Annotated in this window: 18 protein-coding genes; 9 read left to right on the forward strand and 9 right to left on the reverse strand. The window is 60.1% G+C overall.

Annotation, left to right across the window (positions count from 1 at the left end):
* The first annotated feature begins 136 nt into the window (after positions 1 to 136).
* From LVY75_12590 to LVY75_12605, 4 genes are all read left to right on the forward strand, one after another.
* Positions 137 to 565, forward strand: coding sequence for an OsmC family protein (locus LVY75_12590; GenBank protein ID XAZ24056.1), 429 nt, complete (start codon positions 137 to 139; stop codon positions 563 to 565).
* A 96-nt stretch (positions 566 to 661) separates the two neighbouring features.
* Positions 662 to 2,113 (forward strand): FAD/NAD(P)-binding protein, encoded by a 1,452-nt coding sequence (locus LVY75_12595; protein XAZ24057.1) that lies wholly within the window; start codon positions 662 to 664, stop codon positions 2,111 to 2,113.
* Positions 2,114 to 2,229: 116 nt separating this feature from the next.
* Positions 2,230 to 3,123 (forward strand): DMT family transporter, encoded by an 894-nt coding sequence (locus LVY75_12600; protein XAZ24058.1) that lies wholly within the window; start codon positions 2,230 to 2,232, stop codon positions 3,121 to 3,123.
* Between the two features lie 64 nt (positions 3,124 to 3,187).
* Positions 3,188 to 4,885 (forward strand): hypothetical protein, encoded by a 1,698-nt coding sequence (locus tag LVY75_12605; protein ID XAZ24059.1) that lies wholly within the window; start codon positions 3,188 to 3,190, stop codon positions 4,883 to 4,885.
* 1 nt (position 4,886) lies between these two features.
* On the opposite strand, the gene LVY75_12610 is transcribed toward LVY75_12605, so the two are convergent.
* The 4 genes from LVY75_12610 to LVY75_12625 are packed head-to-tail and all read right to left on the reverse strand — an operon-like array spanning position 4,887 to position 10,648.
* Positions 4,887 to 6,527, reverse strand: a complete 1,641-nt coding sequence (locus tag LVY75_12610) for a VOC family protein (GenBank protein XAZ24060.1) — start codon at positions 6,525 to 6,527, stop codon at positions 4,887 to 4,889.
* A gap of 22 nt (positions 6,528 to 6,549) precedes the next feature.
* Complete coding sequence (locus LVY75_12615; protein XAZ24061.1) at positions 6,550 to 8,145, reverse strand: response regulator; 1,596 nt, start codon at positions 8,143 to 8,145, stop codon at positions 6,550 to 6,552.
* A gap of 3 nt (positions 8,146 to 8,148) precedes the next feature.
* A complete protein-coding gene (locus LVY75_12620; protein ID XAZ24062.1) occupies positions 8,149 to 8,574 on the reverse strand; it encodes a response regulator in 426 nt (141 codons plus the stop codon).
* Positions 8,561 to 10,648 carry a PAS domain S-box protein gene (locus LVY75_12625; protein ID XAZ25709.1) on the reverse strand — a complete coding sequence of 696 codons (2,088 nt, stop codon included), beginning with the start codon at positions 10,646 to 10,648 and terminating at the stop codon, positions 8,561 to 8,563. Before LVY75_12625 ends, LVY75_12620 begins: the two co-directional genes overlap by 14 nt.
* A 258-nt stretch (positions 10,649 to 10,906) precedes the next feature.
* On the opposite strand from LVY75_12625, the gene LVY75_12630 reads away from it, so the two are divergent.
* The 3 genes from LVY75_12630 to LVY75_12640 all read left to right on the forward strand — a co-directional run bounded on the left by LVY75_12630 (position 10,907) and on the right by LVY75_12640 (position 12,908).
* A complete protein-coding gene (locus LVY75_12630; protein ID XAZ24063.1) occupies positions 10,907 to 11,278 on the forward strand; it encodes a response regulator in 372 nt (123 codons plus the stop codon).
* A 457-nt stretch (positions 11,279 to 11,735) separates the two neighbouring features.
* Entirely contained in the window at positions 11,736 to 12,440 is a 705-nt protein-coding gene (locus LVY75_12635; protein XAZ24064.1) for a helix-turn-helix transcriptional regulator, read from the forward strand.
* 30 nt (positions 12,441 to 12,470) lie between these two features.
* A complete protein-coding gene (locus tag LVY75_12640) occupies positions 12,471 to 12,908 on the forward strand; it encodes a response regulator (protein ID XAZ24065.1) in 438 nt (145 codons plus the stop codon).
* Between the two features lie 10 nt (positions 12,909 to 12,918).
* Here LVY75_12640 and LVY75_12645 read toward each other — a convergent pair whose 3' ends face one another.
* The 4 genes from LVY75_12645 to LVY75_12660 form a co-directional block, all read right to left on the reverse strand.
* Positions 12,919 to 13,635: a HAMP domain-containing histidine kinase gene (locus LVY75_12645; GenBank protein ID XAZ24066.1), complete on the reverse strand. Its 717-nt coding sequence runs from the start codon at positions 13,633 to 13,635 to the stop codon at positions 12,919 to 12,921.
* Between the two features lie 95 nt (positions 13,636 to 13,730).
* The gene (gene secD, locus LVY75_12650; protein XAZ24067.1) at positions 13,731 to 16,280 is read right to left on the reverse strand and encodes a protein translocase subunit SecD; all 2,550 of its coding nucleotides are present in this window, start codon (positions 16,278 to 16,280) and stop codon (positions 13,731 to 13,733) included.
* A 94-nt stretch (positions 16,281 to 16,374) separates the two neighbouring features.
* Positions 16,375 to 16,794: a hypothetical protein gene (locus LVY75_12655; GenBank protein XAZ24068.1), complete on the reverse strand. Its 420-nt coding sequence runs from the start codon at positions 16,792 to 16,794 to the stop codon at positions 16,375 to 16,377.
* A 15-nt stretch (positions 16,795 to 16,809) separates the two neighbouring features.
* Entirely contained in the window at positions 16,810 to 18,627 is a 1,818-nt protein-coding gene (locus LVY75_12660; GenBank protein XAZ24069.1) for a Kef family K(+) transporter, read from the reverse strand.
* A 34-nt stretch (positions 18,628 to 18,661) separates the two neighbouring features.
* On the opposite strand from LVY75_12660, the gene LVY75_12665 reads away from it, so the two are divergent.
* The gene (locus LVY75_12665; protein ID XAZ24070.1) at positions 18,662 to 18,967 is read left to right on the forward strand and encodes a helix-turn-helix domain-containing protein; all 306 of its coding nucleotides are present in this window, start codon (positions 18,662 to 18,664) and stop codon (positions 18,965 to 18,967) included.
* Between the two features lie 6 nt (positions 18,968 to 18,973).
* On the opposite strand, the gene LVY75_12670 is transcribed toward LVY75_12665, so the two are convergent.
* Positions 18,974 to 20,398, reverse strand: a complete 1,425-nt coding sequence (locus tag LVY75_12670) for a glycosyltransferase family 39 protein (GenBank protein XAZ24071.1) — start codon at positions 20,396 to 20,398, stop codon at positions 18,974 to 18,976.
* A gap of 646 nt (positions 20,399 to 21,044) precedes the next feature.
* On the opposite strand from LVY75_12670, the gene LVY75_12675 reads away from it, so the two are divergent.
* Complete coding sequence (locus LVY75_12675) at positions 21,045 to 22,673, forward strand: globin-coupled sensor protein (protein XAZ24072.1); 1,629 nt, start codon at positions 21,045 to 21,047, stop codon at positions 22,671 to 22,673.
* The last annotated feature ends 43 nt before the right edge of the window (positions 22,674 to 22,716 follow it).

Raw genomic sequence — 22,716 nt, forward strand, 5'->3', positions numbered from 1 at the left:
TGAGGTTGCTTTGGAAAAAAACTGCTGAGAAGTAGAAAAGTTCCGTTCGGCAGCGCTGAGTGAAAATCAAATCATCGCATTGCGGCTCTGGACCGGAACCACTATCTGAAAGCTATATTCGATAGAGGATTTCAAAATGGCCGATCTCAAGGCTCGTCCCCGTCCCACCGGTGCAAAGGCTGTTCTCGGCCGTCTCGGTTTCCCGCATGTCACCTCGGTTACCGGCGGCGAGATCGATATCGTCACCAGTCCGTCGCAGCCGGGCTTCAATCCGCTCGATCTGCTCTATTCCTCGCTTTCGGCCTGTCTCGTGCTCAGCGCCCGCATGGCGGCAAGCCAGCTCGGCATCCTTGACAAGGTCACGGAGATCACCGCTGATGTGACCGGCGAGAAGGCTGTGGAAGGGCTGTCCCGCGTTGCGAAATTCAACATCGCTTTCTCCATCAAGGGCGATATTGACGAGGAAACGCGTCGCAAGATCGCCCATATGGCCGAAGACGAAATCTGCACGGTCAGCAACACCATCCGGGGCACGCCGGAATTCGCAACCACGATTTCCGGATGATCGCATTGCCGCAGATTTCTGCATAAAAATTATAGACAATGGGACCGAAGCATTGCGTGGCCGTCGTGCTCCACATATGCTTTGGTATCCATTGAAATGATGCCGGCTGAGATGCAGTTTCAGACAGAACTTTCGACCGAACAGAAATCCCGGCGGCCGCTTGTCGCCATTATCGGCGGCGGTGTTTCAGGAGCGGGTGTCGCCTATCATCTGTTGAAGCTTGCCGGCAACGATGTGCCCGAGATTGTGGTCTTCGAGCCGCGCCCCATGCTGGGCCGCGGTCTTGCCTATGACACTGTCGATCCGGCGCACCGCATCAATGTTCCGGCCGCCAAGATGAGCCTGCAGCCGGACGATGTGGAAGAGTTCCAGCGCTGGATCGAGATGAACAATGCCGTGCGCGACGATCCCGAGGCCGCGCGCGAGAATGGCCAGCTGTTCCCGCGCCGGCGTGTCTTTGGCGATTATGTCGGCTCGCTTCTGCAACCCTTCCTGAAGTCGGGTGCCATCACGCATCGCCGTGCCCTGGTGACGGCCATCCGCCGCAAGGGTGATGGCTGGGTGATCCTCGACGCCAAGGGTGGTCGGACGCAAGCCGATATCGTTGCCATCGCCACCAGCCATCCACCCCCGGTTGCACCGGGCAGGCTCGCTGCTATTCTTTCAAGCCATCCTCGTTTCGTCGCCGATACCACGAAACCCGGCTCTCTGGAGATCGTGCGGCCGAAGGACAGGGTTCTCGTTATTGGCAACGGTCTGACGGCGGCAGATGTGATCGCCTCGCTTGCACGCAACGGCCATGAAGGTCCTGTCGTCGCGATTTCCCGCCGCGGCCTGCGCTCTCGCGGCCATGCTGCGGCTCCGCAGGAGCCCTTCGGCGATTTCATCGCCGATCCGGGATACTCTGCAGTCGCGTTGTTGCGCAGGATCCGGCTGACCATTCGCCAGGCGGCTGAGCAGGGCTTGAGCTGGCATGCTGTCATCGATCAGGTGCGCTCCCAGGGTCACGATCTCTGGCGTGCTCTGCCTGTCGCCGAGCGGCGGCGCATCGTCCGACATCTCAGACCATATTGGGATGTTCATCGTTTCCGCATCGCCCCGCAGGTGGAGGCTGTGCTCGATTCGGCAATCGAAGCCGGCCGGCTGGAAGTACTTGCGGCATCCGTTGCCGACGCCAAGGTCGAGGGTGAAACGATCCGTGTCACCCTGCAGCCGCGGCACGCCCGCGAAAGATTGGAACGGACGTTCGACGCCGTCGTCGTCACGACTGGTCCGGCGCATGGCGGCATCTTGCAGACACAGCCCTGGCTGGGAGAACTCGCGCGCGAAGGCTGTCTCGTCCTCGACCCGGCCGGTCTCGGGCTTGCTTGTTCCGAGCATTCCGAAGCGCTCGGAGCGCATGGTCAGGTGATACCCACCTTGCTCATTTCCGGTCCGCTTGCACGCGGCACCTTCGGTGAATTGATGGGATTGCCGCAAATCACCGAGCATGCGGTCTTCGTCGCCCGCGAGATCGCAGAAAAGCTGAAAGCCGCGGCCGAGGGATAATCACGATCTATTTCTGATCGATCCGTCGTTCACCGACTGTCATCGAGGCGCGACTTCTGATAGTCGCTGCGTCAGTCGCGGCTTGCGAGATCAGCCGTGCAGAAAGCATCGAGATCATGTCGCAGGCCGCTTCCCCCGTTTCCGAAACTCCGTCTTCCAGCCGCCTCCCGCTCATCGCCCTCATTATCGGTGGTGCGGCGATCGGCGGATCGCCAATCTTCGTACGGCTTTCCGAGGTCGGGCCGATGGCAACGGCCTTCTGGCGTGTGGCGCTGGCGCTGATCCCGATCTTCATCTTCTCGCTTCTGCGCAAGGATACCGGTCCCAAGCCGAAGCGCCTTGCCGATTACGGTATGCTGATCCTGCCGGGCGCCGTGCTGGCGCTTGATCTGTCGGCCTGGCATCTGTCGATCACCATGACCTCCGTCGCCAATGCGACACTGCTTGCAAACCTTGCTCCGGTCTTCGTCACCGCTATCGGATTTCTATTCTTGGGCGCCAAGGTTACCCGCGTCTTCGTGCTCGGTCTGGTCCTGGCATTGGCCGGCGTAATCGTGCTGAAGGGCGGGCCTGCTGCCTTTGGAAACGGCGATCTGCGTGGTGATGGGGTCGCCATGATCGCCGCCTTCTTCTACGCCTGCTACATCCTGGCAATCGGCGCGCTGCGCAGTCGTTTCGATACGATCCGCATCATGCTGTGGAGCACAGCCTCTGCCGCGGTCGGCGTCTTTCCGCTCGCGTTCTTCTTCGAAGGCCACATGCTGCCGGCAAGCCTTTACGGCTGGGCGGTGGTATCAGGCCTTGCCTTCGTCAGCCATGCGGGCGGGCAAGTGGCGATCGCCTATGCGCTTGCTTACCTGCCGGCCGCGTTCTCCTCGCTGACCCTGCTTCTCCAGCCGGTCGTGGCGGCCATTCTCGCCTGGGCGCTGCTCAACGAGTCGATCACCGCAATGCAGGCCCTGGGGGGCCTGATCGTGCTTGCAGGCATCATGATCGCCAGGCGAGGGTGACCCGCTTAAAGGAAGTTTGACCATTGGCTGCTAAACCTGTCCAGGAGTTCGGACAGGATTGGCTATGGCGAACCTTGGTCAGATATTTTCAGCTGAAGTCCACGACGCGGCAAAGCTGCAGGACGTGACTGTCCGGCAGGCGTCGACGGCACCTCTGCTCGTCTTCATGGGGCTTGTCGCCATCCTTGTCGGCCTGTTCAAATTTCCGCCGCTGCTCGATTACGCCAACCATTATGCCCGGATGTGGCTGCTTGCCGGCGGCATAAGGGAAGCACCATTCCCCGAGATCTACGCGATCGAGTGGAACCGCACCTTCACCAATGTCGGCATCGATCTGCTTGCCCGTTTCATCGGTCCTGTCATCGGCGTCTCGCTGCTCGCCCGTACCCTGCTGTTCCTGGCGATTGTTCTGCCGCCGCTTGGCGCAATCGCTCTGCATCGCCGCTTGTTCGGCGGCAGCTACTATTGGCAGATCGGCATGCTGTATTTCGCCTGGTGCGCCACGTTGATCGGCGGTTTCATCAATTTCCAGATCGGCCTCGGCCTTGCGTTACTGTTTTCAACGATGGATCACCGGCTGCAGTCCGGTTCTGCGGTCAGGCGCTTCCTCTGGCGGGTGGCCGCGTCGCTGTTTCTCACCGTCGTGCATATCTTCTCGGTAGGCTTCTTCCTGGCGATCGTCTGCGGGCTGGAATTTTCCTGGCGCTTTGACGTTCTCACATCGCGCACGGCGGTGTTGCGTCTCGCCGGCAGACTTGCCGCTGCAATGGCTGCCTGCCTGTTGCCGCCGCTTGTGCTGGCACTGACCGCCGCAGAGCTCCCGGGCAGTCATGCTGGCGGCATCCTGGCGGCCTGGAACGACGGGCCGGTACTGCTGATTTTCAACCTGCTGTCGGCCGTCTGGACCTATGTTGCGATCGTCGATGTCATTTTGCTTGTACCGATTCTGCTCGTCTGCAGCAGGGCGGTTGCCGCAAAGGACATGCGCGTTCATGCGGGGCTTGTGATCACCGCGGCCGGTCTTCTTGTTCTAGCCATCCTTTCACCACGGCATGCCTTCGGTACCGGCTGGATAAGCTGGCGCTTTCCCATCATGGCTGCCCTTGTCGGCATGGTGATGATCTGCCCTTTCCAAAAAGTCGGCCGGCGTCAGGCCATCGTCCTGTTCATCGCCTTGAATATCGCTGTCCTTGGCCGAACCGCCTGGATCGGCTTCAACTGGTGGCAGGGGCAGGCCGATGTTGCCAGCGTTGAGAAGGTGCTTGAAGCTGTTCCTCCCGGCGCAGCGATCTTGCCGCTGCAGCACGATCCGGCCTTTGCCGAGATAAAACTCGATCAGCGGCATTACGCATTCACCGAGGATACATTTCGGCATCTGCCGACATTGGCGGTGCCTCTGGCGCATGCTTTTGTCCCGACGCTCTTCAGCGCGCAGGGCAAGCAGCCTCTTGCCGTCCTGCCCTCCTGGTCGGACCGTTCGGTACCGGAAGGAAATCTCTTTTCAACCGGTGTTCTGTCTTGTCCGGGCCTGATGGCGGAGGCTGCCAGCTTCACGCCCTATCTCGTCGACTGGCGCAGCAAGTTTGATTTCATCATGGTCGTCAATGCCGATACCGTCGATCAGAATGTCGGCGACGTCATGCCGGCAGGCACCCGCCTTCTGCGAGACGCTGGCTTTGCGAGGCTTTACGCGATCGATCGCAAGGCGCCGGCGGCACTGGAGGCCGTGCCGGCATCATGCCCAGACAGTTTCCATTGGTAGCTTACTGGGTTTCCTGCAGTTTGTTTTCCTGCAGCAGCCATTTTTGAATGATCGGCACGTCGGCATCGCCGAGATCGTGACCGCCGGGGATGACGTCGGAATCGACAGTCGCCCCCGATGTCTTCAGCCGGGTTTCCAGTTCGCTCGCATATTTGCCATAGGCATCCATCTTGCCGCTGATGACGAGCAGGTCCGTGCCCTTCAGGTCGGCATGAGGATAGGTGCTGAGCACCGGCATGGAGCGAAGGAGCACAGCCTTGTGCACCAGGTTCGGGTGCAGGTAGAGCAGCGAATTCAAAAGGTTCGCGCCGTTGGAATAGCCGACATAGACGACCTTCTTCGGATCGAGGCCGTAGGATTTGACCGCGCCTTCGATGAAGGCGGCAAAGGCTTCGGCCTCGTTCTTGATGTCGTCTTGGTCAAAGGAGAAAGGCGTGATGCGCTTGTACCAGCGTGGGAAGCCTTCTTCGGTCGCACGACCACGCACGCCGAGGAGTGTGGCGCGTGGAGCGACCTTGTTCAGGAGCGGCATCAGTGTCGTCTCATTGCCGCCGGAGCCGTGCAGCAGCACGAAGACGCTGCCGTCCGGATCCGGTGGCGTATAGAAACGATGGACGAAAGGCAGGTCGCGGTAATTGATACGCGGCTGGCCGGGCATGGAAAATTGCGGCAGCACGACCTTGAGGTCGCTGAGACTGGTAATCGAATCCTTCGGTGGGATGAAAAGCTTGCTGCCGAGGGTAGCCTTCGGCTCATCCACCATCATGCCTGGCTGGTTGGTGGCAAGCTCGATGAGCGTGCCGCCGGGTTCACGGGCATAGAGCGAGCGGAAGTATTTGCGATCGTGCAGGTTGGTCGCCGAAGCATTTTCCTTTTCGAGCGCCGTGTGAACGGCAAGCACGGCTTCGTCGTCATCGGCGCGGAAGGCCACATGGTCGAACGTGCCGGTGCCCGGCGCGCCGCCCCAGAAGCCACGCGCATCGCGCACGTCGATCACGTCGCCCGACTGCGAGACGAGGCGATCGATCGTGCCCCGATTTGCCTGGAACCTGTAGCCGAAATGGCTTTCGATGAAATGGCGGCTCTCCGCCGGCTTTTCAGTCAGCATGGTCGCACCACGCACGCGCTGCACGGCATGCTCGATCGGCACCTCGCCGCCATCCCAGACGGTTGGCGATTTCAGATCCTTGGCGCCGGCGAGCTTCACGATGACATTGTCGGGATCCTTCAGCCGCAGAACCGGCTCGCCGAATTCATCTGCCGGACCTTCCGAGCGGAAGCCGAAGCGCATCGCGCGCGTCAGCCAGTACCCGATGCTGGAGGGATCGATCGCCAGCGACATTTCGCTGATCTGGCCGTAGCCGGCGCGGCCGGGCGCTCCGTCCTCCCAGACGAGGAAAGTCACGAGCGAGCCCGGAGTACCTTCGGCATCACCATAGAAGAGATGAAGCTGTGTGGCGTCCTCGAAACCGGCCGTCTGTTTGACGAGCCGCATACCAAGGAATCCGGCGTAGAAATCCACGTTCGCCTGCACCTTGCGGGTGATCAGCGTGATATGGTGTATGCCTGAAGCCATGAATGAAAGCCCGAATTGAAAAGGCGAGGCCAGGAGCGCGAGTATGAGGGTCGTTGCTAGCGTCATGCCGTTGCCAATGGCCTTCTCTCTAATTTTGTTCCGCAAAAAGTACAAGTGCGTCACCACGCGGCAGGAGCTCCAGCGTCTCGACTTCCTCTAACGCTTCCTCGAGTTGCTGCAGTGTCGGCGGCTTGACCATGTAGGCGAGTGCGCCGAGATCCTTTGCCCGTTGCATGTCGCTTTCGTCGCTTGATGTGCTCAGCACGCAGACTGGAATCCGGTTCAGTCGTTGATCGGATGAGAGCGCATTCAGCACTTCGAAACCGTCCATGATCGGCATGTTGATGTCGAGCAGCATCAGGTCGATCTGCGGTTCGTCGGGGATACCTGCGCGTTGCTCCAGAAGCCGCATCGCCTCACGACCGTTGGTCGCCACATGCAGGTTGAAGTTCACCTTCTCGCGGCGCATCAGCTTGATCTTCAGAAGCTGGATATCGGCCGGGCTGTCTTCCACCAGCAGCACTTCGGCGAGCCTGCCGCGGCTTTCGCTCGCATGGTCGGGTGCTTTTGCCGTCGGGGACTGTTTGCGAGTGATCGGCTGTCCGCCCGATGTCTCCGCGAGTGGTACTTCGAGCAGGAAGGTCGCACCTCTGCCGGTCTTCGCCTCGCACCAGATAGAGCCGCCATGCAGCTGCGCGATGCGGCGGCATATGGCAAGCCCGAGCCCCGTGCCTTCGATGCCGCGGCCGACGAGGCGCTTGAAGGGTTGGAAGATCAGCTCACGATGGTCGGGGTCGATACCCGGCCCGTTGTCGTCGATCGTCAGGCGGCAGACTCCCCTGTCTGCGATGGCCGAAATGCGCACTTCCGGAACGGTATCCTCACAATAGCGGATCGCATTGGAGACGAGGTTCTGCAAAAGCTGGATCAGCAGCGTCGCGTCGCCCATCACCTCCGGCAGATGGCCGCGGATAAGGATCGCCTGCCGGCTTTCGATCTGCTGGTGCAGATTGTGCTCCACCTGATCGAGCACTGCCGACAAGGGGACGGGCTTGAGTTCGAGTTCGCTCGAAACCTCCAGCCTCGTAAAGCCCGAGACCTTGACGATCAGGTCTTCCATGTGATCGGCGGCGCTCAGTATATAATCGAGAAGCTCGCGGTCTTCGGCCGGCAATTCGGCCGAGCCATGCAGGATGCGGCTGAAGGACTTGATCGTTCGCAGCGGCTCCTTGAGATCATGCGCCATGGCGCGGGTGAAGATTTCGAGCGACTGCCGCTTCTGCTCGAGCTTTGCTTCCAGCGCGCCATGCATCATCGCATTCTGGATGCAGCGGTGCAGGGTTTCGGGCGATAGCGCATCCTTGGTGAGATAGTCGCGCGCACCGCTTTTCATCACTTCAACGGCGACGGTCTCGTTACCCTGGCCGGTCAGCATGACCACATTGGCGGCGGCATCCTGGGCGAGGATTTCCGAGAGCACGCCAAGGCCGTCGCGGCCGGGAAGCGAATAGTCGAGCAAGATGCAGTGAGGGTGCCTCTGGCTGCTGAGGGCCAGACCCTCGTCACCGGTCTCGGCCTCGATCACGGTATAATTCGTGCCGGAGACGCGTGCCAGCATGCGGCGATAGACTTCCCGGTCGTCTATGTTGTCATCGATGATGAGAACGCAGCAGTCTTCCGCCAAACGTCAGTCCTCTAAAGGCAGGATTGCGATTTCGAACCAGTATTCCTTGAGCCGCTGGATAGCGGCGAATAGTCCATCGAGATCGACCGGCTTCTGTACATAGGTGTTGGCACCGAGCGCATAGCAGCCCTCGATGTCGCGCTCGTCGTCCGATGTCGTGAGGATCACGACGGGGATCTTGCGCCAATGCGGATTGGACTTGATCGCCTCAAGGGTCTTGCGCCCGTCTAGGCCCGGCATATTGAGGTCGAGCAGGATGAGGCCGGGCTTCGGCGTCATGGTGGCGAGCACGCCGAGTGCTTCCTGGCCGGAGGCGGCCCAGCGGATGGAGTTGCGCAGATTGGTGCGCTTGAAGGCGCGCATCGTCGCTTCGAAATCATCCTCGCTATCCTCGACGATGAGGATCGGTTGCGTGTCACGCTGCTGCATTCTGGCCCTCGCGCTTCCTTCCCAGGGTAAAATAAAATGTCGTGCCGATGCCGATATCCGACTCCAGCCATATCTCACCATTGTGACGCCCAATGATCTTGCGCACGAAGGTGAGCCCTGCGCCGGTGCCGTCCTCGGAATCCTGCGATTTTTCAAGCCGTTTGAAAATGCGGAAAATATCCTCGTAGAATTCTTGGGGTATGCCCTTGCCGTTGTCCTTCACGTAGAAGACGTTGCGGGCTGTCGTCCCGTCCCTGCCGACATAACGTTCCAGATAACCTACGCTGATGAGCGGCATGGGCTTGTCGTTGTATTTGACCGCATTTGTGACGAGATTGCGGAACACTTCGGTCAGGCGCGGCGCATCGCAGACGACTTCCGGCAGCAGGCCGTCGATGACGACCTTTGCATGCCGTTCCTCGAGAAAAAGCTCCATCGTGGCGGCTACGTCGCGGACGATCGAACCGATATCGGTTCTTTTGACCGCGAGCTGCTGGCGGCCGATGCGCGAGAAATAGAGAAGATCGTTGACGAGCTTTTCCATGCGCTGACTGAGTCGAACCAGCCGGTTGAGCCGGCGCACACCGTCATCGTCGAGCTTCTCTTCGTAGTCTTCCAGCAGGAAACGCGAGTGATTGTGCAGGCCGCGCAGCGGCTCCTTGAGATCGTGCGAGGCGATATAGGCGAACTCGTCGAGATCGTGGTTGGAACGTTCGAGATCGGCTGTGTATTCCTCAAGTTGGGCAAGCGTCGTCTTCATCCGCTCTTCCTGCCGCACACGCTCGCTGATATCGCGCACGATGCCGACGAAGGTCTTGCTCGAACCGGCGACGACGGCGCTGACCGAGAGGTCGATCGGGAAGACGACGCCGTTCCTGCGCCGGCCGGAGACCATGCGCGTCGTACCGATGATCCGTTCCTCGCCGGTGCGCCGATAGTTGCCGAGATAGGCGTCATGTTCGGAATGATAGGGTTCCGGCATCAGCATCTTGATGTTGTTGCCGATCGCTTCCTGCGATGTATAGCCGAACATGGTCTCGGCGGCCGGATTGAAGCTCATGATCCGCCCCGCCTCGTCGATGGCGATCACCGCGTCGGGCGTATTGCGCACGAGCGCGCTGAACCGGATGCGTTCGGTTTCCAGACGCTGGTTGTTGCGCATGAAATAGAAGACGAAAATGGCAATCAGCCAGAGCGTCGCTGCCGTGATCGACCGATTGGCGGCTTCGCGCCAGAATTCGTTCTCAGCATGGTTGACGGCGAAAAAGCCGAGCAGGATCAGCACAGTGCAGACGAAAGCGAAGAAGATCGGCGCGTTACGATTGCCGAACCAGAGCGCTGTCAGCACAAGCGGGACATAGAGAATGCCGCTTGCCACGCCAAGCGGCGTGTAGAGATCGACAATGAGGCCGGTAAAGCAGATCGACGCCGGTATCCAGAGGGGGATCTGTCCCCGGTTGGTTGGCAACATCCACCAGGATCTGGCGAGAAGCCCGCAACCCAAAGCCACCAGACCGATAGCCGTCGGCAGGGCCATCGCGGCATAGGGACCCCAGCGATATCCCTGTTCGGCATTGGTGATATATCCGGCAAGCGCGATCATGCCGAGCGTGATCACGATATAGCTGGTGAGTTCCTGTACGAGCTGGCCGCGCCGCTCCTTCCCATAGAGCGCAAGGAGAATGGAAAGATTTGATATCAGGAAGATCAGCGCCGTGTTCGGCCCCATGCCGCCGCCGATCTGTTCGGCAAAGCTTGGAGAGACGAGAAATTGCGTCAGGAACACATCGACATTGTGTATCGTGCGGCCGAGCGTGATGATCTCTGTCAGGCGCACCGCGGAAAGCAGGGCGGCGAGGCCGCAAGCGATGAGGGGCACGATGCGGGTGGGCTTGTTTTTTCCCATCGAAGCGGCGAGCCCGATACCCGACAGAACGAAGCAGATGGCGGTATTGAATGCCATGGAAGGAAAGCCGGGCACGATCGATATGATGATTTCGATCTCGAGCAGCCACCCGGCTACCACCGTCAGGCCAAGCAGGACCAGCAGGTAGCCGATGACGATCGCGACCATGCGGTAGTGACCGCTTTCCGTCCCGTCCCGTCCCGCATTGCCAGCATCCCGCACCTGCACCACCTTTCCGCCATGTCCTTGTTGGCAAGCCATCTTTTCCGAAATCGACGAATACTCAATAGCCAGATTGTTGGGCAAAACATGCTTTTTCGACAACAAATCATCAAAGGTCGATATCGAATTTTAGCGAAGTGGCGTTAAAGTCTCAGCCAAGGACAGTATAGAGCCGCCGAAACAATATCCCGATTGTGGTGCCAGATGCCGATCTTGTTTTACGTCGACGATAGCAGGGATGATCTCTTCTATATCGACTATATCCGAAAGAAACAGAAGGTGGATGTTGATCTATTCTGCTTCTCCACCGCACAGTCGGCATTCGAGGCGCTCGAGGAGCGGCTGGAAAGAGGCGAAGGCGTCCCGGATATACTCATCGCTGACCTCTATATGCCTCTTGACAGCGGCAGCGGGCTGATCGCGCGGCTGCGGGGAGAGGACCGCTTTTCAGCCATGCGGCTCGGCGTTTGCAGTGGTTCTGATGCAGCGGAGGACCGGGAACGGGCGCTTGCCGCTGGTGCCGATTTCTACCTTGAGAAACCGTTGGATTTTGCCAGCATCACCGGCAATCGATGATTGCGGAAATGCGGCGGATCTGCATCCCTGAAGTGCCCGATCTGTGCGACAAAGCACAATTGACAAGCCCGGCAGCGCATTTCAAAATGCAACCCAAGAGAAGAAAATCAAAAAGCACTGAGAGAGCCGCCCGATCCATGTTCGCCGCCACGAACGTCAGCCAACCCCTTAGCTGAATGGCCCGACCGGCTCTCCCGCGCTTACTTCCGGCACTGTCTTCCGCATCCATGGATGTTGAATGCAGAGAGATTGCGATACCTAGGTAAGAGCTACTATTCGAGTAAACTGCCCTATGCATCACCTGTAGTTGAGATGTCTCCGCTTGCGATATTGAAAGTCCCCATTTCGCTATCGATCATCAACCGTCTCGCAATTTTTGTAGCTGTTCGCGTTTTAGACGTATATCCCAAGATTTCGGGATCGCCGGAATGAGAATTGGGGAGGAGGAAGAGTCGGAATGACCAGTGCTGCCGCAGTTCCCTTTCATGCGGGTCCGGAACTGAGCCGGGCGATCAATCGCACGGATTTTTTTCGCCTGCTGAAGGCGGCCGCGCAGCATTACAATTTCGACAATTTTACCCTGGCGCGTATCTCGGAGGCTGCAGCGCCTTTCGGCGAACGCGATGTCGTCATCACCAATGTCGCCGAACGGCGCATGAGCCTCTTTGTCAAGACTCTCAAGGAAGCATTGGGAACTGCCAAGGCGCGGACGGCGCAGTTCCTGACGACGCCGGTACATGGGAAAAGTGCAGCGATAGAAGGCTACCCTCCGGACTTGGTTTTCAACGAATTCAGCGGCAGCACATTTCTTTTCATCCCGCTGTTTACGCCGGAAGGACGTCGCTACAGCCTGGTGCTCAGCGGCCCGCGACCGGAGCCGGACCAGGGCGAGGTGGCGGATATTCTGCTCGATGCCATGCGCATCTTCGACAAGCTGTATGAGGAAATCCTGACGCAGGAAATGTCCGGTCGGCTCACGCAGCGCGAAACCGAAATCGTCAAATGGACGAGCGAAGGCAAGACTTCCGCGGAGATCGCCATCATCCTCGGCCTTTCCGAACACACGGTCAATTCCCATATTACGGCCGCAGTCCGGAAGCTTGATGCCGTCAACCGCGTTCATATGGTGGCGATTGCGTTGCGAAACGGTCTGGTTTCGTGAGCCGGTTTCACGTCGGGGAAAGGTGAAACGATGAGTGCGGAAGCAACGCGCAGGAATGCGGTGAAGGTATTGTTCGTCGATGACGAGTTCATCGAGTTCCGTTCGCTCAAAAAGAAGATCGCAGACCTCTCCGAACCGCCCGTCGACGTCGAATATTCTCAATCGATCGGTGATGCGCTGGACAAGATAAGGACTGCTCGCTTCGATCTCGTCCTTCTCGACAACCGCCTGCTGCCAAACGCTGATTTTCGCGAGACGGTGCCTGAACTCCGGGGTATTGGCTATACCGGCCCGATTGGCGTCATCTCGACCGACATATCAGGCAATTATTTCCAGGAATTTCCCGATTACGGTGTCGATTTCCGTATCGGCAAAGACGAGATCGACGTCCAGACGCTGCAGCACATCATCCGCGAATACGTGACATATGATGTCCCGGATTTCTGGAAGGATGATTACAGCATCTGACGAGGAAGCTCTATGCGGGCAGGCGGATCGCAAAGCGGCTGCCGCTCTCATCGGAATGGTCGAGCCTGATGTCGCCGCCGAATGCGGCCAGCAGATCCCGCGTGGTCGTGAGGCCAAGCCCCGGGCCGGGCACGCTGCCTGCTTTCGGCAGCTTCCAGAAGGCATCGAAGATCTTCTCCCGATAAGCAGGCTCGATGCCGCAGCCATTGTCGGTGACGACGATGCGCCAGTCAGCAGCTTCCCGTGCGGCCGTCACGATCACATGCGGCGCGGCGGCGCCGTGGTATGTCAGCGCATTGGAGAAGAGGTGTCTCAAAACAATAGTCAGAACTGCCGCATCGCTGCGGATGAGGGGCAGATTGTCGGCATCGAGTGCAGCGCCGCTCACGGGAAATTCCTCCACGGATTGCTTCCAGGCCTCCTGCGCAACATCGGTGAGGCGCACGTCGCTGATGGTGATCTGGGGTGTCGTTCCTGCAAGGCTGATCAATGCCTTGGTAAGCCGCTGTGCCGTCTGGGCCTTGTCCATGATCGTTCTCAAGCTCTGCAGCTGTTCGCTGTCGAGCGTCGGTTCAAGATCGTCGAGCAGCATTTCCGCATACATAGCGATATGGCGGAGCGGTGATTGCAGGTCGTGCGAAGCGGTCGCGAGGAAACGTTTGATACGCTCCTCCTGATTGTCAGTGGAACCGGTTTCCGGCTTTTTCGCCGTCGGGTTGGAAGACATGTGGCGGTGCTCCCGATCTCTTTGAACCGAACATAGAAAGAGGGCGCCGGCTGTGCAACCGGCGCCCTCTCCAAGTCACCTTAAATATCGGCGGTTTAGCCTGCCGTTTTGCGCGGCTGGCCTGCATCCGGCGGAATGATTTCCACGGCTGCATCGTTCGAAGCCGCGACTGCCTTGGCATGGCGGCGGCGCCAGTCGCCGAGGAAGAGCAGGATCGGCGCTGCGATGAAGATCGACGATGCAGCGGCAACGAGAATGCCGAAGGCCATTGGGATCGCGAAGCTTTCCACGGCACTGCCGCCCCAGATTGCCATCGGCAGCAGCGAGAGGAAGGCCGTCGCATTGGTATAGAGGCTTCGGGCCAGCGTCTCGTTGATCGACTTGTCGATGATTTCGCGCAGCGGCATCGACTTGTAGAGGCGCATGTTTTCACGCATGCGGTCGTAGACGACGACCTTGTCGTTCACCGAATAGCCGACCAGCGTCAGGATGGCTGCGATGGCCGTCAGGTTGAAGTCCAGTCCCGTCAACGCGAAGAAGCCGATCGCCTTGGTCACGTCGAGCACCAGAGTGACGATGGCGCCGACCGCGAACGGCCATTCGAAGCGGAACCAGATGTAGAACAGCATCGCAAGGCTTGCGACGACGACCGACAGGATACCGGCCCAGGCAAGCTCGCCGGAAACCTTCGGACCGATGACGTCGGTACCGGTCACGGTCGCCGACGGGTCGATCTTGACGATCTCGGCCTTCAGTTTGGTCACCGCGGCCGTCTGTGCTTCCTCACCACCGTCCTGGCGCTGCGCGCGCACCAGCATGGTCTTGTTGTCTCCGAAGGACTGCAACGCGACTTCGCCGAGGCCAAGGCCGTTCAGACCTTCGCGGAAGCGGCCGAGATCGGCAGCGTCCTGCGTCTTCACCGACATCTGGATACCGCCACGGAAGTCGACGCCGTAGTTGAGGCCCGGATAGATGAACAGGGCAATCGAAGCGATCGACAGCAGCGCGGAGACGGTCACGCCGAAGAAGCGTGCTTTCATGAACTGGATATGCTTGTCGTAGGGGCTGAAGGGGATCAGCGGCCTGATGTTCAGGACCTTCAACTTCCGACGACGGGCGATCTCGATCATCGTGACACGCACGAAGGCGACCGAGGTGAACATCGAGATGATCAGGCCGAGCGCCATGGTCACGGCAAAGCCGCGAACCGGGCCGGAGCCGAACCAGAACAGGATGGCGGCAGCGATGAGCGCCGTCATGTTGCCGTCGATAATGGTCGAGTAGGCACGGCGGAAGCCGGTGTCGATAGCCGCAAAGGCACTCTTGCCCTTGCGCGTTTCTTCACGGATGCGTTCGTTGATCAGGACGTTCGCGTCGACCGCAAGGCCGATGCCGAGCACGACGCCGGCGATGCCGGGCAGGGTGAGCGTCGCCCCGACAAGCGTCAGTGCCGAGAAGGTCAGGATCGTGTGGATCAGAAGCGCGATATTGGCGAGAATGCCCCAGGTGCCGTAGAGCACGAAGATGAAGGCGGCGACGAGCACGAAGCCGACGACGCCGGCATAAAGGCCCATCTTGATCGCGTCCGCGCCGAGGTCGGCGCCGACGGTGCGTTCTTCGATGACGGTCAGCTTGGCGGGCAGGGCGCCGGCGCGCAGCATGGCCGCGAGCGTATTGGCGCTCTCAGTCGTGAAGTTGCCGGAGATCTGCCCCGAACCGCCGGTGATCGGCTCGCGGATGACAGGCGCGCTCAGCACCTTGTCGTCAAGCACGATGGCGAAGGGATTGCCGACATTCTGACGGGTAATATCCGCAAAGCGGGTAGCACCGGCGCTGTCGAAGCGGAAGGTAACGACCGGCTGCTGGTTCTGGTCGAAGCTGACGCGGGCATCCGAGAGGCGGTCGCCGGAAATTTCGACGCGGTCGAGAACCGGATAGGAGTTGCCTTCGTCGTCCTTCATGATCGTCACGCCGGGGCCGGCCTGGCCGTTCGGGGCGAGCATATGGAAGGACATCTTGGCGGTGGAGCCAAGAAGTTCGCGAAGGCGGGACGGATCCTGTGCGCCCGGAAGCTGGACGAGAATACGGTTGGAGCCGATGCGCTGGATCGTCGGCTCGGCAACGCCGACCTGGTCGACGCGCTGGCGAATGACTTCAAGGCTCTGTGCGACGGCATTGTCGACATTGGTTGCAATACCGGCCGGCGAGAAGCCAATGGTGATATTGCCGCCATCGGCCGTGACCGCAAGGTCGGACTGGCCGGCGCTGATGCCGCTGGAGATCACATTGCCAAGGGTGCGAAGTTGCGTGACGGCAGCATCGCTCTGCTGGGGATCGGCGAGCGAAACAACGATATTGTTATTGTTGCGGACGATCGACTTCGGCTGAATGTTCTTTTCGCGCAGCACGCGGCGCGCGTCCTGCAGCAGCGAGTTCAGGCGCTCCTTGGTGAGATCGGCCTCATCGACTTCGAGCACGAGGTGCGAACCGCCGCGAAGGTCGAGACCGAGGGAGACCTGGCTATGCGGCAGCCAGGCAGGAATGCGCTGGAGCACGCTTGGCGGCAGCGCGTTTGGAAGGGCGATCAACAGGCCGAGCACGATGATCACCGTATAGGTGAACACCAGCCATGGTGAATTGCGCATGTTTTAAGTCCTTGGATAATGCTTTGGCCCGCGCGACCGCGCTGCGGCATGTCTACATGTCTATTTGATCAGAAGCACCCGAAGGCGACGTGATTCAGGCAGCCTGCGGCGGTGCGCGGGGCTGGTGAGCCCGGGCTGTGGCAGGCCGCAGCGGGGCTTCGAACTCAGGTGCCGGGGCGGCCTGGCGCCAGTCGGCAATATGCAGTGCGGGCGCAGCGTTCAGCGATGCCGGGCCGGCATCGTGGACCTGCTGTTTCGGTGCCATCTTGCGGTCGCTGATCAGCAAGCCGCGAATGGCGTCGCGCGCAGTCACCTGCGTCTGCTGCGAATCCCGGCTGGAAGACGACAGGCTGTTCGGCGCCGACGACGGGCTGATGACGATATTGCCGCCGAAGAGCAGGCCGAGATAGGCGAGAAACGCGACGACAACGGAAGCGGCAATACGACTTGCCAGACGGCGCTGACCCAGCTCCGTCTCCTCTGTCTCAGCGATTTCACTCCCAAATCGGCTCAAAGGCGCGCCAATCTCTCATTCTTTTTCCGGCGGAGGCTCCACCGACGGCACGATTGTACCAGCCGAAGGTCCGTCTTCATAGGGTGCACTGTCATGATGCACTTGAGCGAGCCGGTCAACCATGCCAAGCGCAATTTCCCGCTCACCCATGATCACGGTATCGGCGCCGTATTGCCGCAGTTCGTCTACCTCGGCGTCGGAATGAGCGCGCGCGACGATCAGGATCGATGGATTGATGGTGCGGCCCTGCTCGGCAATGCTGCAGGCTTCGAAGGCATTCGGAATGGCGATGACGAGGCTGCGGGCGCCGGCGATATTGGCGAGGCCGAGTGTTTCGCGGCTGACGGCATTTCCGGAGAGCACTTCGATTCCCTGCGCAAGCAGCTCTGCAATGCGCTTGTCGGAATCCTCGATGACAAGGAAAGGAGTGCCTGCGGACTTGAGGTTCTGGCCGACAATGCTGCCGACGCGGCCATAGCCGACGAGGATTGCGTGGCCGCTCAGTGCCGTCGGGTGAACGTCGTCCGCGTCAACGTGTTCTTCCACATGTGCTGTGACGGTATCCGTTGCCGGAACTGGAGCTTCCGCCGGCTCCTCGCGCTTGGCTTCGAGGAGCGGCCGCATGCGGTCACAGACGAAGAAGAGCAGGGGGTTGAGAATGATCGAGATGATCGCGCCGGCAAGGATCAGGTCTCGGCCTTCCTCCGGCAGCAGGCCGAGATCGACGCCGAGGGCGGCGAGGATGAAGGAAAATTCGCCGATCTGCCCGAGGCTCGCGGAGATCGTCAGCGCCGTGCCGACCGGCTTCCTGAAAAGCAGGACGATCAGGAACGCCGCCACGGACTTGCCGATGACGATGATGAAGACGGTCGCAAGTACCGGCAGCGGCCGTTCGATCAGGATGTTCGGATCGAACAGCATGCCGACGGAAACAAAGAAGAGCACTGCAAAGGCATCGCGAAGCGGCAGGCTTTCCTGGGCGGCGCGATGGCTGAGTTCGCTTTCGGCGAGAACCATGCCGGCAAAGAAGGCGCCGAGTGCCAGCGACACGCCGAAAAGCTTGGATGCGCCAAAGGCGACGCCGAGTGCGATGGCCAGCACGCCGAGGCGGAAAAGCTCGCGCGAGCCGGTATGGGCGATGCGATGCATCGTCCAGGGAATGAGCTTGCGGCCGAAGACCAGCATGAGCGCGACGAACAGCGCGACCTTGACCAGCGTCATGGCGATGATGCCGCCGACGCCGAGATCGAGGCCGAGAAGCCGGTTGAGGCCCGCCGAAAGAGGTTCGACCGGGCCATGACCATCGCCGGTGATACTGGCCGCCGCCGGGATCAGCACCAGAGCCAGCACCATGGCTAGGTCTTCGACGATCAGCCAACCGACGGCGATACGCCCGCGTTCCGTTTCGACAAGACGCCGCTCCTGCAGGGCTTTCAGCAGCACCACCGTCGAGGCGACGGACAGCGCAAGGCCGAAGACGAGGCTGCCCCCCGTCGGCCACCCGAGAAAGGCGCCGAGACCCCAGCCGAGCAGCGTGGCAAAGCCGATCTGTACGACAGCACCCGGCACCGCGATGCCTCGCACGGAGAGCAGGTCCTTAAGGGAAAAGTGCAGGCCGACGCCGAACATCAGCAGGATGACGCCGATTTCCGCAAGCTCCGGCGCAAGGCTTTGATCGGCAACGAAACCCGGCGTATGGGGGCCGACGAGAACGCCCGCGACAAGATATCCCACAAGTGGAGGAAGGCGCAGGCGATTGGCGATCGCGCCTAGAATAAATGCCAGCACGAGGCCGCCGACGATTGTCGAAATCAAAGGCGTATCGTGAGGCATCGCTCTCTCCCGGTCTGGAAATCCTGTTCAAAACATGACATATATGATTTATATCGACCAATATGGGCGGCTTGGAATTATGGGTCAAGGTGCAAAAGAAACAATTCTGACGCCCGCTTTGTGCCGAGCGGCTCGTGGGCTGCTTGATTGGACGCAGACGGATCTTGCTGACAAGGCAGCCGTCTCCCGCAGCACGATCCGCGACTATGAAGGCCGTCATCACGAAATCCATCGCGCGACGGAGGCACAGTTGCGCCTTGCCTTCGAGGAGGGCGGCGTAAAATTTATTGAAATAGAAGGCTGCGGAACCGGTCTCTGCCTGCCCGGCTCCGTGAACTGAACTTCCTCAGGGCCGCATCAGGCAGGCCGCGCCGACCTTGTAGACATAGATCGTATCGCCTTTGTAGTTACCTTTTTCCGGCTGCCAGCTTTTCAGCATTTCCGGCGTTTCGTGTGCGCAGGTCAGCGGCTTGGAAGTCAGGAATAGGACTTGCCCGCTGGTATCGGCCGGCAGGGCGAATTCCTGCTCATAATAGCTGTCCGGCAGATCGGCCGGCGGACGGGCATAGATTTTGTAGGACGTATCCCGCAGAGTGTGGAAGAGGTCGGCGACCATGTCCCTGTTGTCGGTAACGATGATGCCGGCGCCGGCCTGCGCGGCAAGATCGGCAGCTTCACGGCTGACTTCGGACCGGCCGAGATAGCGTTCCATGACTTCCTTGCCGTTGGGCAGCACCAGTTGATGCGAGAAGATCGTTGCGAAAGGGAAGAGCAGGCAGGCAATGCCATTGATGGTGAGCGATGTTCTGAGCCCCTTCGGCCACAGGCGATAAAGCACCCAGACGGCAAGCACGATGCCTGCCACATAGGCCGTTACGGCCCAGTTGGCATAGGCTTTGGCAATTGTCGCCTGCAAGGTAATGAGCAGCACGACCGGGATCGACAGCCAGACGAGTATCTTCTCGCGCGGCTCGCTGCGGCCGCGGATCATGTTCCAGACGGCCCAGAGCATGGCAAAGAAGACGATCGGGCCGACGACGCCAAACTGCGCAGAGAAGAATTCCAGCCCGCCGCGGATATTGATGCCGAGATCGCTCCAGTGGGCGATATCCTGCGTGTGGCGCACCGTCGTATTGTTGTTCTGGAGGTTCCACCAGAGGTTCGGGACGGCGACGACTGCCGATGTAACGACCCCGATGATGAAATCGCGCACCGAGATGCGCGCCGCCGGAATGAGCAGCATCGCGATCGCGCCGCCCGGCACAAGGAAGAGCACGGCATATTTCGTCAGGAACGCCAGCCCGACGCCGACACCCATCAGGAGAGCCAGCCCGACAGAGCGACGCCGCATCAACTCGAAATAGGCAATGAGCGCAATGCCTATGAAGAAGAGCAGGATGACGTCGGTGGAAAAGAAGACAGAGGAAAGCGCAACCGCCGGCAGCGTGATATAGGTCGCGCCGACCCAGCCTTCGATCTCCGGCCCGATGAAGCGCTTCGCCATTTTCATCAGCACCAGCGCGGTTGCCATGTGGAAGAGAGGGCCGGGAAACCGCAGCCAGTAAATGTCGCTGGAGCCGGCAAGCTCGGTAAAGATCCTGAGCACCCAGGCAATCATGGGCGGTTTTGAATAATAGCCGAAATCGAGATTCTGAGACCAGAACCAGTATTGCGCCTCATCGACGAACAGATCCGTTGTATCAAAATGAAGCGTCACGAGGCGGAAAATCGTGAACGCCAGAATGATGAAGAGGCCGGTCCGAGCTGACATTAATTGGTTACTTCCGCTGACACAGGAGCGCGTGTCGATACACCAACGGTATCGGGCTGCCAACGGGAAAGGTAAGGAGCGTCGGAGGGCGGCGTCTTAGAAGACGCGAAGAGTGCGGCTGTCGCGGTGTGCCGCGATCACATCGAGGAGGGTGATGGCCGCGGCGATCGCAATCGCGATCAGGCAGGAACCCATTCCGAGAACTATCATTTCTCTTTCCTTGTTGACATCATGTCAGGCTCTTCAAATCGGCTCTATAACATAGAGCTTGCGTGTGCCTTGTAGCAGCGATGCAACTCTGTGCCAGTATTTACTAGGTCAAGTCTGGCGAATTGTTTCAAAAGCTATCGACGCGAAGGGCTTATTAACCTTCAAGCAAGGAATTAACCATAAACATTGGGTTACACGTCGGAATGGGAAGATGCACTCGTTCCCACCAGGCATGACGCCGCCCCGCCGTACCGGGTCGATCCGGTATCCATCTCTTCAGGCAGCTCCGAAACAGAATTGCTGATCAGGAGGCTTCAGTCCGTCGGTCGTTACCGATGGCGAAGACGGTCTCCGTGCGTAGCGTTCTTCGGAAACGTCAAAAGTTTTTGGCCGGGTTAGCCCGGAAAGTGGTTGGGGACAGGCGTTGGGGCAGGATATGCCATCAGATCAGGCTCGGGGAGCACAGGCAGGCAGCCTGCGTGATCGCCTGCGCTTTGCAGGTCTCGACACCGACCAGTGCGAGATGGTCCGCCGTAATCGGCCTGCCCTTGAAGCTCATCTGAAGGCCGGCCTGCGCGATCTCTTCCATCGTTTCCAGTCTTTCCCGGATGCCGCGCGCAATTTCGAAAGCGAGCGTCAGATCGAGCGCCTTCACGACCTGCAATCCTCACACTGGGATGTGTTGACGGATGCACGTTTCGACAGCCTCTACGCGGAACGCGTCAAGGTTCTCTCCGATACCGAAAGCAAGATCGGCCTGGATCCCCGCTGGCACGTGGCAGGCCACGGCGTCATGCTGGAGCATGTGATTTCCGGTCTCGCCGATGAACTGGCCGGCCGCCCTGTCCTGCCATCGGCCAAGCGTCGTGCTCGCGAGATCACCGACCTGATGACATCGATCATCCGCATCGTGATGGTCGATGTCGAAATCGCCGTCTCACTGCGTTTCAATGCGCTGCGCGCCACGCAGCAGCGCGCACTCGCCGATCAGCGTGCCGAAGGTGAGGCGGAAATCGCCCGTATCTTCAGTGACGTCATAGAAAGCCTGTCAGCCCGGGACCTGACGCAGCGCGCACCGGTCGATGGCGCTCACGCCGACATTGCTGCCGCGCTGAACGCGGCCCTCGACAACCTCCAGGCGGAATTTGCCGCGATTGCCGAGCGCAATGCGAAGGCGGAAGCCGCAACACAATCGCTTGCCGGCGCATCCCGCAGCTTTGCCGGCAATGCCTCCGGTCAGGCCGGACGCCTGCAGCTTTCCGCTGCCGCCCTTGCCGGCATTGCCGAGCGGGTCCGCGAGGGTGCAGCGGGCAGCCGGGCTGCTGAAAAGGCGGCCGCAGCCACGCGTGCCGCCGTCGAGGAAAGCGGCGAGGTCGTCGGCCGCGCAATCAACGCCATGGCTGATATCGAACAGTCTGCGGAGAAGATCGGCCAGATTATCGGCGCGATCGACGAGATCGCCTTCCAGACGAACCTGCTTGCCCTGAATGCTGGCATCGAAGCCGCACGCGCCGGCGAATCTGGCCGCGGCTTTGCCGTCGTGGCGCAGGAAGTGCGGGCACTTGCCCAGCGCTCGGCGGAAGCGGCCCGTGAAATCAAGACGCTGGTGACCACCACCAAGACGCAGGTCGATGCCGGCGTGCAGATGGTCGGACGCACGCAGGATTCGATTGCCAGCATCGTCCGCCAGGTGACTGACATCAACGCCGCGATCGCCAATATCGCCAGCGAGACCGGTGAACATGCCGCCGGCCTCGAAGCCGCGACTGCCGATGTAAAGGGTCTCGGCGGCGAAGTGGCAGACAATGCAAGCTTCGCCGAGCGTTCTGCCGAAGGCGCCGATCACCTCTACACGGTCATTCTCGAGCTTGGCCAGACGATCCGTGAATTCCGCATTGCCCGTGAAAACACTTATGCAACGCGGCTGCAGCCGGCACGTGCCGCCCAGCCCCGGCAGGTTGCGATCGCGGCGCGTCCGGAAGCGGTCGAAGACGAATACGAAAACGACGATTTTACCATGCCGTTGCCTGTCGCGAGAGCGGGAGGTGGGCGGAATGTTTACTAACCTATCGGATTATGACGCCGGCTCGCTTTCGCGGGTTGGGGAC

The organism is Sinorhizobium sp. B11 (genome assembly GCA_039725955.1).
Lineage (GTDB): Bacteria > Pseudomonadota > Alphaproteobacteria > Rhizobiales > Rhizobiaceae > Rhizobium.

Excerpts from the sequence above, each read along its gene's own strand:
- LVY75_12590 (XAZ24056.1), top strand. The coding sequence starts at position 137 with ATGGCCGATCTCAAGGCTCGTCCCCGTCCCACCGGTGCAAAGGCTGTT.
- LVY75_12670 (XAZ24071.1), bottom strand. The coding sequence starts at position 20,398 with ATGTCAGCTCGGACCGGCCTCTTCATCATTCTGGCGTTCACGATTTTC.
- LVY75_12625 (XAZ25709.1), bottom strand. The coding sequence starts at position 10,648 with ATGGTCGCGATCGTCATCGGCTACCTGCTGGTCCTGCTTGGCCTGACG.
- LVY75_12610 (XAZ24060.1), bottom strand. The coding sequence starts at position 6,527 with ATGACGCTAGCAACGACCCTCATACTCGCGCTCCTGGCCTCGCCTTTT.
- LVY75_12665 (XAZ24070.1), top strand. The coding sequence starts at position 18,662 with ATGACATATATGATTTATATCGACCAATATGGGCGGCTTGGAATTATG.
- LVY75_12660 (XAZ24069.1), bottom strand. The coding sequence starts at position 18,627 with ATGCCTCACGATACGCCTTTGATTTCGACAATCGTCGGCGGCCTCGTG.
- LVY75_12600 (XAZ24058.1), top strand. The coding sequence starts at position 2,230 with ATGTCGCAGGCCGCTTCCCCCGTTTCCGAAACTCCGTCTTCCAGCCGC.
- LVY75_12645 (XAZ24066.1), bottom strand. The coding sequence starts at position 13,635 with ATGTCTTCCAACCCGACGGCGAAAAAGCCGGAAACCGGTTCCACTGAC.
- LVY75_12620 (XAZ24062.1), bottom strand. The coding sequence starts at position 8,574 with ATGCAGCAGCGTGACACGCAACCGATCCTCATCGTCGAGGATAGCGAG.
- LVY75_12635 (XAZ24064.1), top strand. The coding sequence starts at position 11,736 with ATGACCAGTGCTGCCGCAGTTCCCTTTCATGCGGGTCCGGAACTGAGC.
- LVY75_12640 (XAZ24065.1), top strand. The coding sequence starts at position 12,471 with ATGAGTGCGGAAGCAACGCGCAGGAATGCGGTGAAGGTATTGTTCGTC.
- secD (XAZ24067.1), bottom strand. The coding sequence starts at position 16,280 with ATGCGCAATTCACCATGGCTGGTGTTCACCTATACGGTGATCATCGTG.
- LVY75_12605 (XAZ24059.1), top strand. The coding sequence starts at position 3,188 with ATGGCGAACCTTGGTCAGATATTTTCAGCTGAAGTCCACGACGCGGCA.
- LVY75_12630 (XAZ24063.1), top strand. The coding sequence starts at position 10,907 with ATGCCGATCTTGTTTTACGTCGACGATAGCAGGGATGATCTCTTCTAT.
- LVY75_12595 (XAZ24057.1), top strand. The coding sequence starts at position 662 with ATGATGCCGGCTGAGATGCAGTTTCAGACAGAACTTTCGACCGAACAG.
- LVY75_12675 (XAZ24072.1), top strand. The coding sequence starts at position 21,045 with ATGCCATCAGATCAGGCTCGGGGAGCACAGGCAGGCAGCCTGCGTGAT.